General features: G+C 63.0%; 13 protein-coding genes. 5 read left to right on the top strand and 8 right to left on the bottom strand.

Annotated features, from left to right (window positions below; genetic code table 11):
- Window positions 1-9 precede the first annotated feature (9 nt).
- A complete protein-coding gene (locus LJX93_RS01095; protein ID WP_227696660.1) occupies window positions 10-5,157 on the top strand; it encodes a dermonecrotic toxin domain-containing protein in 5,148 nt (1,715 codons plus the stop codon).
- A 78-nt stretch (window positions 5,158-5,235) separates the two neighbouring features.
- Here the strand turns inward: LJX93_RS01095 and LJX93_RS01090 are convergent, their stop codons facing one another.
- From LJX93_RS01090 to LJX93_RS01055, 8 genes are all read right to left on the bottom strand, one after another.
- Complete coding sequence (locus LJX93_RS01090) at window positions 5,236-5,451, bottom strand: TOBE domain-containing protein (protein WP_008095172.1); 216 nt, start codon at window positions 5,449-5,451, stop codon at window positions 5,236-5,238.
- A gap of 44 nt (window positions 5,452-5,495) precedes the next feature.
- Complete coding sequence (ssuB, locus tag LJX93_RS01085) at window positions 5,496-6,308, bottom strand: aliphatic sulfonates ABC transporter ATP-binding protein (protein ID WP_227696659.1); 813 nt, start codon at window positions 6,306-6,308, stop codon at window positions 5,496-5,498.
- Window positions 6,305-7,102 carry an aliphatic sulfonate ABC transporter permease SsuC gene (ssuC, locus tag LJX93_RS01080; protein ID WP_033703241.1) on the bottom strand — a complete coding sequence of 266 codons (798 nt, stop codon included), beginning with the start codon at window positions 7,100-7,102 and terminating at the stop codon, window positions 6,305-6,307. Before ssuC ends, ssuB begins: the two co-directional genes overlap by 4 nt.
- Window positions 7,103-7,112: 10 nt before the next feature.
- A complete protein-coding gene (ssuD, locus tag LJX93_RS01075) occupies window positions 7,113-8,261 on the bottom strand; it encodes an FMNH2-dependent alkanesulfonate monooxygenase (protein WP_033703242.1) in 1,149 nt (382 codons plus the stop codon).
- Between the two features lie 60 nt (window positions 8,262-8,321).
- Window positions 8,322-9,287, bottom strand: a complete 966-nt coding sequence (locus LJX93_RS01070) for a sulfonate ABC transporter substrate-binding protein (protein ID WP_033703243.1) — start codon at window positions 9,285-9,287, stop codon at window positions 8,322-8,324.
- A gap of 84 nt (window positions 9,288-9,371) precedes the next feature.
- Window positions 9,372-9,965 carry an NADPH-dependent FMN reductase gene (gene ssuE / locus LJX93_RS01065; RefSeq protein ID WP_033703244.1) on the bottom strand — a complete coding sequence of 198 codons (594 nt, stop codon included), beginning with the start codon at window positions 9,963-9,965 and terminating at the stop codon, window positions 9,372-9,374.
- A 220-nt stretch (window positions 9,966-10,185) separates the two neighbouring features.
- A complete protein-coding gene (locus tag LJX93_RS01060; protein ID WP_033703245.1) occupies window positions 10,186-10,824 on the bottom strand; it encodes a peroxiredoxin in 639 nt (212 codons plus the stop codon).
- A gap of 165 nt (window positions 10,825-10,989) precedes the next feature.
- Window positions 10,990-12,318 (bottom strand): OprD family porin, encoded by a 1,329-nt coding sequence (locus tag LJX93_RS01055; RefSeq protein WP_033703246.1) that lies wholly within the window; start codon window positions 12,316-12,318, stop codon window positions 10,990-10,992.
- Window positions 12,319-12,832: 514 nt separating this feature from the next.
- Here LJX93_RS01055 and tauA point away from each other — a divergent pair.
- From tauA to tauD, 4 genes are read left to right on the top strand one after another with little or no spacing between them, the layout of a single operon-like run.
- On the top strand, window positions 12,833-13,804 hold the full coding sequence (gene tauA / locus LJX93_RS01050) for a taurine ABC transporter substrate-binding protein (protein ID WP_227696658.1): 972 nt from the start codon (window positions 12,833-12,835) through the stop codon (window positions 13,802-13,804).
- Window positions 13,805-13,817: 13 nt separating this feature from the next.
- Window positions 13,818-14,606, top strand: a complete 789-nt coding sequence (gene tauB, locus LJX93_RS01045) for a taurine ABC transporter ATP-binding subunit (RefSeq protein ID WP_033703248.1) — start codon at window positions 13,818-13,820, stop codon at window positions 14,604-14,606.
- Window positions 14,603-15,442 (top strand): taurine ABC transporter permease TauC, encoded by an 840-nt coding sequence (gene tauC, locus LJX93_RS01040; protein ID WP_033703249.1) that lies wholly within the window; start codon window positions 14,603-14,605, stop codon window positions 15,440-15,442. Before tauB ends, tauC begins: the two co-directional genes overlap by 4 nt.
- A 43-nt stretch (window positions 15,443-15,485) precedes the next feature.
- The gene (gene tauD, locus LJX93_RS01035; RefSeq protein ID WP_047582898.1) at window positions 15,486-16,319 is read left to right on the top strand and encodes a taurine dioxygenase; all 834 of its coding nucleotides are present in this window, start codon (window positions 15,486-15,488) and stop codon (window positions 16,317-16,319) included.

Genomic DNA, 16,319 nt, shown 5'->3' with positions numbered 1-16,319 from the left:
ATCACGACCATGCCTCAATCTTTCGACTTGTCAGCCGACACCACGCCCATCGGCCTGGACGACTTCGCCAGCCCCCTGCCCCTGCCCACCACCCCCTGGATTATCGCCGGACGCGGTAATGCCCTCGGCAAGGCCGACCTGCGACGACGCCAGGCGGTCAAGGCACTGAATAGCGTGTTCAACCAGGCGCAGTTGCAGCCTTCGCCTGGGCACACCAGCTACTGGGACGCACGTATGCCCGGGCAGTCGATAGCACGCAGGGCCTTTGCCGAGCAGCAGTTGCACGCGCATTTCCAGAGCGCGCTGGAGCTCAACTACGGGCTTGACCGAATCGCAACGAAGGCCTGGAAGCTGGGCCAGCTGGACAGCAACAGCCGGTATGCGCAACTGCACTGGCATCAGCCAGGCATCCCCGTAGGGGCCTGCCCCACTGCGCTACTGATCACGCCCCCTGGCGATGACGAGCCCTGGCTGCTGTACCGGCCCGACGGCCACAACCCGGTACGCGCCTTCCACAGCGAAGCGGCCCTGCTGCAGTGGGCCCACGAGCATCGGGACCGCCTGTGGCGCACCCCGCCCACCGCGCTGGCCAGCGACAGCGACAGCACGTTCATCGCCGTCATCGCGCTCCCGGGTGATGGCTTCGCCGGCCTGCTGAACAGCCTGCTGACCGGCCAGGGCCTGCAACTGCAGGTCGAGCTGCCCGACGCATTGAGCGAGGAGCTGACTCGGCTGGTCAGTGCCGATGAAGCGTTGGCGGAGGACGAGGTGCATTTCGATTCACTCGACGAACGCTTGCCGCTCGGCTGGCGCAAGCAGCGCATCGACCGCCAGGAACAGCTGCTGGCCGCCTACCTGGGGAGCGATACCGGGCCAGGCTCTGCACGCCTGGCGGAGCTGCAGGCCCAGCAAGCGAAGCTCGATGCCCAGGACGCCATACTGCAACAAGTGCTGGCTGCGCTTCCCGAGTCGCCCACGCCGGAAAGCTGGGGGCAAATGTACGGCGAAAACAGCAGGTTCGAACATCTCAGCCAGCACTTTGCAAAGGCCTTGCTGCTGGAGGCCGAGTTCCAACAACACTTGGGGGACCTGAGCGAATCTCGCCTGCAATGGGTTCGCCAACTGGTGGAGCGGCCAAACCCCAGCCTGCAACGGCAGGTCGTGCCCAGCGCTCTGAAACTGGTGGTGGGCCCTCGCAGTTGGGCCCTGACGGGCTTCATCACCCTCCGGGCGATACCCCAGGACGCCACGGGTGAAGCAGACAGCGCCTTGCTGCTCTACAAACCCGGGCACGACGGTGGCCTGGCCTGTTATCCGGACCAGGCCCAGCTGGCCGAACGACTGCTGAACACGTTGCAGGGCGCCTGGCCAGAAGTACTGCTGGAAAGCGTCTGGCCGCAGGACATCGATGCGCTCCTTGAGCTGATCGACAGCGGCGAGCACACTCCAGCCCTGATCAGCGAACCCATCACCACCCACGCTTTCGATTACCTGGCCTCGACCCACCTGGCCCTGCTGACCCAGGCCGCCCCCTCCTCGCGCCTGCAACTGCGCTGGAAACTGGGCGCCAGCAACAACGCCGCCAGGATCCAGGCGTTCGAACGGCTGGCCGAGCGTAACCGCACTGCCAACCTGCACACCCGCCTGCATTCACTGAGCCACCTTGATGCGCCCCAGCGCGAGACACTGGCGGCGCAGTTCGACGCATTGCGCGTCAGCATGCTGGCTGCCAGCGGTTTACTGGCGAGGGACCTGCCTGAGCGCGGGGCGTTTTCACGCAACCTGATGAACGGGCACCTGCGCCAGTCACTCGGCCTGACGACGCTGCCCCAAGTCACCCTGGACATCGCCGACCGCACAGGCAAGCAGCGTATTCCGCTGCCGGAGTCCGGCTTCGCCAATGCCTACAAAGAGGTCACGACGTTCAGTGCCGAACGTAGCCACGTGCCCCTCGAGCAATTTCTGCTGTGGGCATTGGACGACGACCTGACCTTGCGCCTGGCCAACGCCAACATCGTAATCGAAGACACGACGGCGACGCCTGACCTGCAACAAAAGCTCAACCACAGCTACATTGCCAACCTGGTGCAGACACTGGATGTGGCTGGCGCCTACGAGCAGCAGATACGCGATACCTTCAAGGGCAACGCGGAGCAATCCGACTGGCAGGCACAATGGCGCCAGGAAACGCTCCGCAGGCCCTTCGAGCACCAGTTGAAGATCCTGCTGTTGAGCCGGCCCGATACCCTGGATGCATACGGCATGGAGGTATTCGAGCTGTTCTGCCGCGAACAGCAGGGCACCACGCTTACCCGCACCATCGATCACCACGCACTCGACCTGCGGCCTGGCGTAGCTGCGGACGGTAGCAGCGACCGCGTGACGCTTTCCGGCATCTTCCTGCTCAAACCAGCGAGCGGGCCGTGCCTGCTGTTGCTACCCGACGCCCCCAACGGCAAGGTCATCAGCCAGTACGAAAACAGCGAGCAGGCATGCCAGGCGCTGGAGGACATGGCCATCGACGAGGCCATGCGCACCTACCTCGCCAGCCGCCCGCTGGAAGGCGACACACGCACGCACCTGTCCTATATCAACCAGGCGCTGCTCAAGCGGTTCACCGGTTTCATCGGCGTGGGTAATGCCCGTTCAGAGCCGATCGCCCAGGTGCGAGCCAACCTGCAGATGGGCCGGCTGATCCTCGAACACCGCGCCTCGTCGCGCAGCCAGGTCGACCTGTACCTGGAAAGCGAGGCGATGCGCCACGGGCGGGTATACGACTACCTCAAACTGGCGCTGGGCTTCGTGCCCGGCGTAGGTACCGCGATTGCCCTCTACGATGGCTGGAGCGCCGCCAATGCCAGCGTCGAGGCATTTCTGCGGGGTGACCCTGGCGAGGGGGTCGAGCACCTGAACAGCGTGTTCCTGTCGTTGGTCGATGCGCTCTTCGATGTGGTGCCTGCCGCCTCTGTGTCGCGCTCGTCCACTGCACTTGCACGCACCCGCACCCACTTGCGCCAGCGCCTCGAAGGGTTGCGGCCCACCACCGTGACCCGCCGGGGGCGCACCGACCCCTTCAGCGGTTATGAAACCGAAGCGCCCTCGGGCCACTGGCGCGACCACCCCGAGGTTCACGGCAAGGGTGTCAACCGGCATGCCGAGACCGGCAACGACTTCATCGTCAGCCAGGGGCTGCACTATCAGGTCGAGTGGGACGCGACCTATCGCACCTGGCGCCTCAAGGGCAGCGCAGCACGCAGCTACAAGCAGCCTGTGAAGCTCGACGAGCTGGGCTCCTGGCAGCCCCACGGCAGCCTGAGCGGGCGTATCGTCGACGGTGGGCTGGCAGGCGGTGGCGCCTACCTCGGCAGGCTGTACCAGCAGGGCTGGCAGCACCTGCGCGGCTACCTTGGCCGGCAGCCCGCGTTGCTATCGCCTAGGCAGGTGGTGCAAGACATCGAAAATGGCCGCGTTGCACACCAAGCCCGTCTCACCGAAAAAGTCTCGGCCTGGAACACCGCACGCGGAGTTGGCCCCAATGGCCCTCAAGGCACACCGGCGCCGTTGCCCGCCATCAGGCAGGCGCTTCAGGAGTCCATCGAGCAATTGGAAGCCTTCGTGACATTTCATGAGCAAAGCCTGGAGCGACTGCACAGAATCAAGCCACAGCTGGGTCGCCACTACCAAGGCATGCACAACCAAATGGCCTATAACCTGGGCAGGCAGCACCCCAGCTTGATCGTACAACTCAATCTGCGGATGCAGGATGAATACACCCGGATCAAGCAGCTCGAACAAGCCAGCGACAACTCCTTTGAGCTCCTGCGGCAGATGAGGGGTGCTCAGGAGCGCTTCTGCCACACACTCGGCAAGCTGGAAGACGAATTCCATCGAGTGGCAAGGGTCACCCAAAAACTGCGCGGCAATGAGCTCACCGTTTACCAACAAACACTCGATAGACTGCAGATGCCGATGCACCCTCATGAGTACCGAACCGTAAGACTGGCCATCGAACTGAGCCACATCGTCCCGCTGCCAAGCCGGGCAAGCTATGACTACCTGTTGATGCAACGTCAGGTGAGGCAGGAAATCACCGACCTGAGGAGCCTGTTGTTCAGCCATCAAGATCTGGCGACTGCGGGCCTGAGCCGCACCCAGGAGCACCGTTTCCTGCGCCAGCTCAAAGACCGCTATCAGCGCTTTGGCAACTACATGACCAGTTGGCAGGACGACTTCCCTGATTACATCACACCGCAAAGCACCCAGCGAATGCGCCATTCGCTGGCCCAACTGATCGCCGAAGTCGAGGCAGGCATCGACGCCTCAGCCCCCATCACGCGAAAGCCAAACCGTCATCGCGGGCCGAGCAGGCCCCGTCTGTTCGAAACCGTGGACCAACAGTTGTTGATAGGCAGTGAGATCACCATCGACGGCCAGCCGCAGATGCAGGTCAGCAACAGACTGAACCAGGAAACACACATCACCTTCACCCGTACCGCCGATAACTTGTGGCAACCCAGAAGTGTGCAGCCTGCCGCGGCCGCAGCCGACCTGATGGTACTGGTGGCCGCCGCGCGCAAACGATTGGGCAATGTCGCCGCGCAGCAAGCCAAGCTACAGCAGTACAAGGCCCTGAACATGGCCCCTGCCAGCCTGCAAGACCTGGCCATTGGTTATGCCACGACGCTGGAGGATCTGGCGCGGGACATCGCCCGCCGGGGAGGGAGCGCGCTGACCGAGGCTCAGCGCCAGCTTACAGGCAGTGTCGAACAGGCTGCAGGCGAACTGCGCAGGGTGGGTCGGCAATTGCGCATCGACCAGACCAAAGCCACACAGCGCCCTGAGCCTGGTCATCTGGATTACCTGCAAAGCCAAGGTGAGGTGCGGATCGGTTGGTCACGCGTGCTGGAGCCGGCCAAGAACAGGCAGGGCCAACCTATCGAGTATCTGGAGGAGTACCGCATCGACGATGCGGCCACTAGCAACCCTCTGTGGTATGCGCACTTCCACTTCAAGCGCAGGCCAGCACAAGGCTTTGCACGGCTCGAGGCCGGTCACATCAAGCTTGCCCACGAACGCAATCTGGGCGCGGGCGCCTGGCGCGGCGCCCTCACGGAAAGCCAGGCCAACAAACTGTTTGGCGGGTTGCGACCCGCTTAGGGCTGAAGGGTACGGGCCGCCTGGCGGCCCATTCGCGGATCAAGCCCGCGACTGGGTCGCACAGCGCCGCCACTGCCATTACAGCTTGGCGATGGACACTTCGGTGGATTTGACGAACGCGATCACTTCACTGCCCACCTGCAGCTCCAACTCTTTGACCGAGCGGGTGGTGATCACCGAAGTGACGATGCCGGAGGCAGTCTGTACGTCGATTTCCGACAGTACCGGGCCTTCGAGGATTTCTTTCACGGTGCCTTTGAACTGGTTGCGGACGTTGATGGCTTTGATAGTCATGGCTTGATTCCTTCTCTTTGGCTTCAGTGAGGTAAGTGGGTCATTCAGTGCGCCCAACGCAGTTGCGTGGGCAAAGGGGCTACAGGGTCCGGCTCGGGCGCAGTGCCCGGTACCGACAGAACACGGTTGAGCACTTCGCTTTCCAGCGCCGCCAGGCGGTGCGAACCCCGCGCCCTTGGCCGGGCCAGGTCAACAGTGAGGTCGAGCCCGACCTCGCCGTCTTCGATCAAAATCACCCGGTCAGCCACGGCAACCGCTTCGCTGACATCGTGGGTAACCAGCAACACGGTAAAACCGTGCTGACGCCAGAGGCGTTCGATCAGTTGCTGCATCTCGATACGGGTCAGCGCATCCAGGGCACCCAGCGGCTCATCGAGCAGCAACAGGCGAGGCTGGTGGATCAGTGCCCGGGCCAGCGCTACACGCTGCTTCTGGCCACCGGAAAGTGCCGCCGGCCATTCATTGGCGCGGTCAGCCAGGCCAACCGCCTCCAATGCGTCCAGCGCACGCGGGCGCCAGTTGCCAGACAGGCCCAGGCCGACGTTGTCGATCACCTTCTTCCACGGCAGCAACCGAGCGTCCTGGAACATCAGCCGCGTTTCCTCGCGGGCTTCGGCCAACGGCGCGGCGCCGGCCAGCAGCTCACCGGCGCTTGGCTGGTCGAGCCCGGCCAGCAAGCGCAACAAGGTGCTCTTGCCGCAGCCGCTGCGGCCGACGATGGCGACGAACTGGCCGGCCGGGATGTGCAGGTCGATGCCTTTGAGCACTTCACGCTGGCCAAAGGTCTTGCGCAGGCCGTTGGATGCCAGGGGGATGCCACGCAGCAGGCGTGGCGGTTGTTCCTTGAGCACGGTCATGCGCCCTCCTTCCTGGCAACTTGATAAGCCGGGTGCCAACGCAGCCAGACACGCTCCAGGCCGCGGGCGGCGAGGTCGGCCAACTTGCCAAGCACGGCGTACAGAACGATGGCCAAAACCACCACGTCGGTCTGCAGGAACTCACGGGCGTTCATCGCCAGGTAACCGATGCCGGCATTGGCCGAAATGGTTTCTGCCACGATCAGGGTCAGCCACATGAAGCCCAGGGCAAAGCGCACGCCGACCAGAATCGAGGGCAGCGCACCGGGCAAGATCACCTGCCGGAACAGGCCGAAACCGGACAGGCCATAGCTGCGCGCCATCTCCACCAGCGCCGGGTCAACGTTGCGGATACCGTGGTAGGTGTTGAGGTAGATCGGAAACAGCGTGCCCAGGGCGACCAGGAAGATCTTTGCCGACTCGTCGATACCGAACCACAGGATCACCAGTGGGATCAGCGCCAGGTGCGGCACGTTGCGGATCATCTGCACCGAGCTGTCGAGCAGGCGTTCGCCCCAGTTCGACAGGCCAGTGATAAAGCCCAGCACCAGGCCGATGCTGCCGCCAATGACGAAACCAAGCCCGGCACGCCAGCCACTGATAGCCAGGTGGGTCCAGATCTCGCCGCTGCGCACCAGCTCGACACCCGCGCTGACCACCGCGCTGGGTGCCGGCAGGATGCGGGTCGACAGCCAGCCCGCGCTGACCGCCAACTGCCAGGCTGCCAGCAGCAGTACCGGCAGGGCCCACGGCGCCAGGCGCTGAGCCAGGGTGGAAGAAGTTGCACGACTCATGGTCCGGCCCTCAGCTCTGCGACACGGACTTGGGCAGGATGTCGTTGGCCACCATCTCGCCGAACGGGCTCACGTAACCACCGGCTTTCGGTTGCTCCGGGCGCTGCACGTCGAGATGCGGGAACAACAGCTCGGCCACGCGGTAGGACTCTTCCAGGTGTGGGTAACCCGAGAAGATGAATGTATCGATGCCCAGCTCGGCGTATTCCTTGACCCGGGCCGCCACGGTCGGGCCATCGCCGACCAACGCAGTACCGGCACCACCACGCACCAGGCCGACACCCGCCCACAGGTTGGGGCTGACTTCCAGGTTGTCGCGATTGCCGCCATGCAGGGCTGCCATGCGCTGCTGGCCAACCGAATCGAAGCGCGCCAGCGAGGCCTGGGCACGGGCGATGGTGTCATCGTCCAGGTGCGAAATCAGGCGGTCGGCTGCGGCCCAGGCTTCTTCGTTGGTTTCACGCACGATCACGTGCAGGCGGATGCCAAAGCGTACTTCACGGCCTTGGCCGGCAGCCTTTTCGCGCACCTGGGCGATTTTTTCGGCCACGGCGGCAGGTGGCTCGCCCCAGGTCAGGTACAGCTCGACCTGCTCGGCAGCCAGGTCCTGGGCCGCTTCGGACGAACCGCCGAAATACAGCGGCGGGCGTGGTTGCTGAATCGGCGGGTACAGCAGCTTGGCACCCTTTACCTGAATGTGCTTGCCGTCGTAATCGACGCTTTCGCCTTCCAGCACCTTGCGCCAGATGCGAGTGAACTCGACCGAGGCTTCGTAGCGTTCTTCATGGCTCAGGTGCAGGCCGTCACCGGCCAGTTCGTCCGGGTCGCCCCCGGTCACCAGGTTGAACAGTGCACGGCCATTGGACAAGCGGTCCAGGGTCGCGGCCTGGCGCGCCGCCACGGTCGGCGAAATGATGCCGGGGCGCAGGGCAACCAGGAATTTCAGATGCTGGGTCACTGGAATCAGCGACGCCGCCACCAGCCAGGAATCCTCGCAAGAACGCCCGGTAGGGATCAGCACCCCACCAAAACCAAGGCGGTCGGCAGCTTGGGCAATCTGCTGCAGGTAGCCATGGTCGACTGCGCGCGCGCCGTCGGACGTGCCCAGGTACTTGCCGTCACCATGGGTCGGGAGGAACCAGAAAATGTTAAGGCTCATTGGAGTTGTCTCCTCAAGGGTGGCTCAAGCCGGAGCGGCGCCCCGGCGCAGGCAAATCAATCAAGGCGCACTGGCGACCTTGGCCGGGGGTGTCCAGATCACGTCCTTGATGCTCAGCGGCTTGGGAATAAGCTTGAGTGCCTGGAATGTGTCGGCGATCTTCTGTTGTGCGGCCACCACCTCAGGGGTGAGCGGCGCGGCGCCGTAGCCTTGGCGCTTGACCGAGGTCAGGGTGATGTCGGCAGGCAGCCCCAGCAGCGGTGCGACCTGGTCGGTGACTTCCTGCGGGTTGGCCTGGGACCACTCGCCCACAGCGCGCACTTGCTCGATCAAGGTGCTGATCACAGCCGGGTGCTGAGTGGCGTAGTCACGGGTGGCGAGGTAGAACTGATGGTTGTCGACCAGGCCCTTGCCGTCACGCAGGGTGCGTGCCTGCAGCTGCTGCTCGGCGGCAGCCTGGTAAGGGTCCCAGATCACCCAGGCATCGACGCTGCCGCGCTCGAACGCAGCACGGGCATCGGCTGGAGGCAGGTAGACCGGTTGGATGTCGCTGTACTTGAGGCCGGCGTCTTCCAGCGCACGCACCAGCAGGTAGTGAACGTTCGAGCCCTTGTTAAGCGCGACCTTCTTGCCTTTGAGTTCTTTCACCGACTGGATCGGCGAACCCTTGGCTACCAGGATCGCTTCGCTGTGCGGCGCAGGCGGCTCGTAGGCGACATAGAGCAGGTCGGCACCGGCGGCCTGGGCGAACACGGGCGGTGTTTCGCCGGTGACGCCGAAGTCGATGGAGCCGACGTTCAGCCCTTCGAGCAGCTGCGGGCCACCGGGGAATTCGGTCCATTGCACTTGCACGCCCTGTTCGGCCAGGCGCTTCTCCAGCGTGCCCTTGGCCTTGAGCAGCACCAGGGTGCCGTATTTCTGGTAACCGATGCGCAGGCTCTCTGCCTGGGCTTGGGTGATGGCGCCGAAGGACACAGCCGCCGCAAACAGGGCGACCAGACCACGACGCAAGAAGACTGTGCGCATGGCGCTCTCCTGTGCGAATAGGGTTCGGGTTGCACCTGCTTGCCTCGTTGACGGGCGAGTAAGGTGGTACAGCAGTAAGGCGGGTCAGATGCTCCAGCGGGCGCTGATCAGCCGTTCATTCAATACACCGGGCGCTACCGGCCGCGGCCGACGGGCCAGGGCAACATGGAACGTTTCCAGCGAGTCATGCAGACGTTCTTGCAGGGCGCTCGCCAGTTGGGCTGGCTTGCTGCCTTCTGCGTAGACGACCTGGCTGTCGTCGGCGAAGATCCCTTGCAGGGTCTCTTGCGCCTTGAGTGCCGACAGCACCGGTTTCAACGCGTAATCCACCGCCAGCATGTGGGCGATGCTGCCGCCGGTGGCAATTGGCAGCACGATCTTGTGCTCCAGGGCGCGCTCGGGCAGCAGGTCGAGCAACGTCTTCAGCGCACCGGCAAACGAGGCCTTGTACACCGGGGTGGCGACGATCAGGCCGTCGGCTTGAGCCACCAGTTGCTGAAAGTGCTGCACCTGCGGGCTGTCGAAGCGTGCATGCAGCAGGTCTTCGGCGGGGAAGTCACGGACCTGGAACGTCACCACTTCAACGCCGCGGTCCTGCAGCCACTGGCGCGAGCGTTCGAGCAGCACGCCAGAGCGTGAACGGGTACCAGGGCTACCACCGATTGAGACGACCAGCATTGCAGCGCTTCCTTGTGTTCTGTTGGAGTGACATTAACAGCCTGTTTATATATCTAGAAATCATATTTTTTCATTTGTTTATTCCTTATTGTTATTTAGATGGTTTGCGGTTTTGAGGCTGCTCTGCGGCCCCAAGCTGCACAAATCCCAGGCAAAAAAAAGGGCCGTCGAAACGGCCCGAAAAACCCTGCATGGCTAAGAGCAATACAACGAGGATCCTTTAACGATTAGGCTGCGGCGTCAGGCGCAGGTAGGGCTTCACCGCTCGATACCCTTTGGGGAAGCGCTGCTTGATCTCTTCCTCGTCTTTGAGCGAAGGCACGATCACCACCTCGTCACCGTCCTGCCAGTTACCTGGCGTGGCGACCTTGTAGTTGTCGGTCAGCTGCAGCGAATCGATCACCCGCAAGATTTCGTTGAAGTTGCGCCCGGTACTGGCCGGGTAGGTAATGGTCAGGCGCACCTTCTTGTTCGGGTCGATGACGAACAGCGAGCGCACGGTCAGGGTGTCGTTCGCATTCGGGTGGATCAAATCGTACAGGTCGGAAACCTTGCGGTCGGCGTCGGCGATGATCGGGAAGTTGACCACGGTGTTCTGGGTCTCGTTGATGTCATCGATCCACTTGTGGTGCGAGTCGACCGGGTCCACCGACAGCGCGATGGCCTTGACCCCACGCTTGGCGAAGTCGTCCTTGAGCTTGGCGGTCAGGCCCAGTTCGGTGGTGCACACCGGGGTGAAGTCGGCCGGGTGAGAGAACAGCACACCCCAACTGTTGCCGAGCCACTCATGAAAACGGATCTTGCCTTCACTGGAATCCTGTTCGAAATCGGGGGCGATATCGCCGAGTTTGAGGCTCATGGGGTGCGGCTCCTGTGCTGTGTTCTGGCCTTGTGACGTTCAATGTGCCTGCTTTCGATTAAAAACAAAAAGAATAAATGCTGCTCTATTTATAACCTAATAGCATACTAAATCGCACACACAAAAAAGCCTCGCACTAGGCGAGGCTCCTTGTTCAGCTACGGCTTACAGGAAGTTGTAAGTGTAGTTGAAGATCAGACGGGTCTGATCCTGGTCAGCCAGGGAGCTGGTGCCAGTACCACGGTAGACACCGTGACGCAGGCTGGCGCCCAGGCCCTTGAAGGTGCCTTCCTGGATGACGTAGTCGACGCGGGCGTCACGTTCCCATTCGCTGAAGGTACCGTTGCCGTTGGCGTTCTTGCCGTCTTCACCTTTCAGGTAGGAGACCGAGGCTTTCAGGCCTGGCACGCCCAGACGCGCGAAGTCATACGAGTACTGACCGAAGGTGGTGTTTTCACCGGCCTTGGCGAACTGGTTGATCATGCTGTCGGTGAACAGGTAGAAGCTCGAACCACCGGCGCCTTCGTTGCGGCCATTGCCGTCAACCACGTTGCCTTGGTTCAGCCAGACGAAGCCACCGTCGTCATTGACGCGCTGGTGGCCCAGCATCAACGCATGGCCACCCAGGGTGTAGGTGAACATGGCGGTCCAGGTCTTGTTGTCGACCTCGCCAGCGTTCTTGGCATAACCGCCGTTGTTGCTGAAGCGGTAGCCGGCTTCACCGTTTTTGCCGTCGCTGCTGCTGTCGAAATAGCGCAGGTCAGTCTTGAACGACTGGTCGTCAGCGATCTTGAACACGTGGGTCGCGCCCAGGAAGTGCTGCTTGTAGAAGTCTTCCAGGTTCGAGTAGTAGTACTGCAGGGTCAGGTCTGGAGTGAGCTTGTAGTCCAGGCCGCCGTAGCGGAACTTGTTGCTGTCCTGGGTAGCGCCCGCCACGGACAGGCCGGTACGGTTGCTCGAAGCACGGCCCATGGCGTGGGTCAGCTGACCGGCGTTGACGGTCAGGTTGTCGATTTCCTTCGACTGGATGGTGCCACCCTCGAAGGTCTGCGGCAGCAGACGACCATCGTTGGCAACCAGGATCGGCAGGTTCGGCGCCAGGGCGCTACCGTAGTGAACCTCGGTCTTGGAGAAGCGAGCCTTGGCGTTACCGCCCACGCGCGCCCACTGGCTCACAGCAGAGCCGTCGGTATCGCTGGGGAAGAAGCTGCTGTTGTCAGGGTGCTTGCCGCGGCCGCCATCCAGGTGAATACCCCACAGGGCCTGGACATCGACGCCGAAACCAACGGTGCCTTCGGTGAAACCGGACAGGTAGTCGAGCTTGAAGCCCTGACCAGACTCGCGGTTGTCAGCACCGCCGTCACGGTTGTCGTTGTTGAAGTACATGGTGCGCGAGCTGAGCGACAGTTTGCTGTCTTCAACGAAACCGGCAGCGCCTGCTTGTTGGGCGAGAACCCCCAGTGCCACGGCCAGAGCCAGGCTGGACTTGTACATGTTTTGCTCCTCTACGTTCTAATTCTTGTGTATCTCTGGCGGCGGGATCTGCTGCCCTGCTCACCGTGGATTGGCGATTTAGTCCCAAAGCGTGACCATGAAGTCAATCATTTCTAAACGTTTCGCGACTTTGGTCTAAGGCCACCTGCGCTACAGGATAATGACAATCCTATAAATCCAAAATGACCGTTTTATGAATTTGTAAGATTATTCCGGAATATATTAGGAACCTTTACTGCCATTTGTTGTAGCCAGGCGCAGCATTCATAACTTTCAGTTATTTGCAAACGTTTGCTCATAACCTAATTCCATCACGGTCTAAGGGTCAAAGAGCCTAGCAGTGCTCTCGGTTTTCGCCATGGCGACAGGTCACCTTCCATTCCCTGCTCGGGCCGCACCTGCCTTACAGCAATTGGCTCCTAAGCTAATTCTAAAAAGTTATTTATTTTCGATTTCTTAGATCATCTAGTCTTCTCGCCATCCATCACATCGATTGCCTGACGAGAGGTTCACCATGATCCCGCACGCTCCGCTGCGCCTGTTCGCCGCCCTGACTCTCGCCAGCACCAGCTGGTTGGCCCAGGCTGCTGACCTGACCGTGGCTTACCAGACCACAGTCGACCCGGCCAAAGTGGCCCAGGTCGATGGCGACTACGAAAAAGCCAGCAAGGCCAGCATCGACTGGCGCAAATTCGATAACGGCGCCGATGTGATCACCGCCGTGGCCAGCGGTGACGTGCAAATTGGCTACCTCGGCTCCAGCCCCCTGGCCGCCGCCGCCACCCGCAAGCTGCCGGTCGAAACCTTCCTGATCGCCACCCAGATTGGTGCTGGCGAAGCGCTGGTGGCGCGCGACACCATCAAGACGCCACACGACCTGATCGGCAAGAAAGTCGCCGTGCCCTTCGTCTCCACCGGCCACTACAGCCTGTTGGCGGCGCTCAAGGCGTGGAACATCGACCCCACCAAGGTGCAGATCCTCAACCTCGCACCACCGGCCATCATTGCGGCCTGGAAGCGCGGTGACATCGACGCCACCTACGTCTGGGACCCGGCCCTGGGCGTGGCCAAGGAAAACGGCAAAGTGCTGATCACCTCGGGTGAACTGGCCGCAAAAGGCGCACCTACCTTCGACGCCTGGATCGTGCGCAAGGACTTCGCCGACAAGCACCCCGACGTGGTCAAGGCCTTCGCCAAGGTCACGCTCGACGCCTACGCCGACTACCGCAAAGACCCGCAAGCCTGGCTGGCCGACAAAGACAACGTGGCCAAGCTGGTCAAGCTGTCCGGCGCCAAGGCCAGCGATATCCCGGTACTGCTGGAAGGCAACGTCTACCCCTTGGCCGCAGACCAGGCCAACGCCCTGGGTGCGCCAACCACCAAAGCACTGACCGACACGGCTAACTTCCTCAAGCAGCAAGGCAAGGTCGACGCCGTGCTGCCGGACTACTCGCCGTACGTCAGCGCCAAGTTCCTGCCTAATTGACCCGGAGCCAGCCATGGCCTTGCTTGAACTGGAGCGCATCAGCGCACAGTACCCCGGCGCCAGCACCCCGGTACTGGCCGACATCAACCTGAGCCTGGGGCCACGCCAACTGCTGGTGGCCTTGGGGCCGTCCGGCAGCGGCAAGACTTCGCTGCTCAACCTGATCGCCGGCTTCGTGGCCCCCAGCGGCGGACGCATCAGCCTGGACGGCGTGCCGGTCAAAGGCCCAGGCGCCGAACGCGGCGTGGTGTTCCAGGACGACGCCTTGCTGCCCTGGCAGAACGTGCTGGGCAACGTCGCCTTCGGCCTTGAGCTGGCCGGCGTGCCGCGCGCGCAACGTGAAGCCAAGGCCCGCGAGATGCTGGCCCTGGTCGACCTGGAAGGGTTCGCCGAGCGGCGCATCTGGCAATTGTCCGGTGGCCAGAAGCAGCGTGTGGGCCTTGCCCGCGCGCTGGCGGCCGACCCACGGGTACTGCTGATGGACGAACCGTTCGGCGCACTCGACGCGTTCACCCGCGAGCAGATGCAAGAGCTGCTGCTGCAGGTCTGGCAGCGCACCGCCAAGCCGGTGTTCCTGATTACTCACGACATCGAAGAAGCCGTATTCCTCGCCAGCGAGCTGGTGTTGCTGGCCCCCAATCCCGGCCGTGTGGTCGAGCGCCTGCAACTGGACTTCGGCCAGCGCTATGCCGCTGGCGAGTCGGCCCGGGCGATCAAGTCCGACCCACGCTTCATCGAAACCCGCGAGCATGTGCTGGCGCGGGTCTTCTCCCAACGCCAAAGCCTGCAGGAGCGCGCATGAGCAGCTTGGATCTGCCGGTCAACGGCAAGCACGATAGCCACACCCGGCCTGCCGAAAAGACACGCCGCCCGCTTTCCACCCGCTGGATCAGCACCCTGACCCTGGCCAGCCTGCTGCTGGTCTGGTGGCTGGTGACGGCAGCTGGCTGGATCGAGCCGCTGTTCCTGCCCTCGCCCGGCGACATCCTGGCCAGGGCCTGGACCCTGCTAACCCAAGGCTACATGGATGCCAGCCTGTGGCAGCACCTGGGCGCCAGCCTGGGCCGCATCGGCCTGGCCCTGGTGGCCGCGACCCTGACCGCCATTCCGGTCGGTATCGCCATCGGTTACAACCGCGTGGCGCGGGGCATTCTCGACCCGCTGATCGAGTTCTACCGCCCTATCCCGCCGCTGGCCTATCTGCCGCTCATCGTCATCTGGTGCGGCATTGGCGAGCTGTCGAAAGTGCTGCTGATCTACCTGGCGATCTTCGCCCCGATTGCCATCGCCACCGCTACCGGCGTGCGCACTGTCGACCCGACCAAGCTGCGCGCCGCGCAGTCGCTGGGCGCCAGCAAGGCGCAGTTGATCCGTCACGTGATCCTGCCCAGCGCATTGCCCGACATCCTCACCGGCATCCGTATCGGCCTGGGCGTGGGCTGGTCGACCCTGGTGGCCGCAGAACTGATCGCCGCCACCAGCGGCCTGGGCTTCATGGTGCAGTCGGCGGCGCAGTTCCTGGTCACCGACGTGGTGGTGCTGGGCATCCTGCTGATCGCCCTGATCGCCTTTGCCCTGGAGATGAGCCTGCGCGCCCTGCAACGCAAACTGGTGCCCTGGCACGGGCAAAGCCACTGACCACGCCGGCATTTCGGCGCCCATAGAACAGATCGAGACCGACATGAGCCTGACCATCACCCCTCTCAGCCCGGCGCTCGGCGCGCAGATCAGCGGCGTGGACATCAGCCGCGCTATCACCGCCGAGCAGCGCGATGCCATCGAACAGGCGTTGCTCAAGCATCAGGTGCTGTTTTTCCGCGAGCAACCGCTCAACCCGGAGCAGCAGGCCAGCTTCGCTGCCCGCTTTGGTGACCTGCACATCCACCCGATCTACCCCAACGTGCCCGAAACCCCGCAGGTGCTGGTACTCGACACGGCGGTCACCGACGTGCGCGACAATGCGGTATGGCACACCGACGTGACCTTTCTGCCGACCCCGGCCCTGGGCGCGGTACTCAGCGCCAAGCAGCTGCCGGCGTATGGCGGCGACACCCTGTGGGCCAGTGGTATTGCCGCGCTGGAAGCCTTGTCGGCGCCGTTGCGCGCGATGCTCGACGGGCTCACCGCTACCCACGACTTCACCAAGTCATTCCCGCTCGAACGGTTTGGCACAACGCCCGAAGACCTGGCGCGCTGGGAGGCGACACGGCGCAACAACCCGCCGCTGTCGCACCCGGTGATACGCACCCACCCGGTGAGCGGGCGCAAGGCGCTGTTCGTCAACGAGGGGTTCACCACGCGCATCAACGAGTTGAACGAGTATGAAAGCGAAGCGTTGCTCAAGCTGCTGTTCGCCCATGCGACACGGCCGGAGTTCAGCATTCGCTGGCGCTGGCAGGAAAATGATGTGGCGTTCTGGGACAACCGCGTGACCCAGCATTTTGCGGTGGATGATTACCGGCCTGAGCGGCGGGTGATGCACCGGGCGACGATCCTGGGGGATGCGCCGTTCTGA

It is taken from the genome of Pseudomonas sp. HN2-3, assembly GCF_020691745.1.
Taxonomy (GTDB): Bacteria; Pseudomonadota; Gammaproteobacteria; order Pseudomonadales; family Pseudomonadaceae; genus Aquipseudomonas; species Aquipseudomonas capeferrum.
This window is presented reverse-complemented; position numbering and strand designations above follow the sequence as displayed.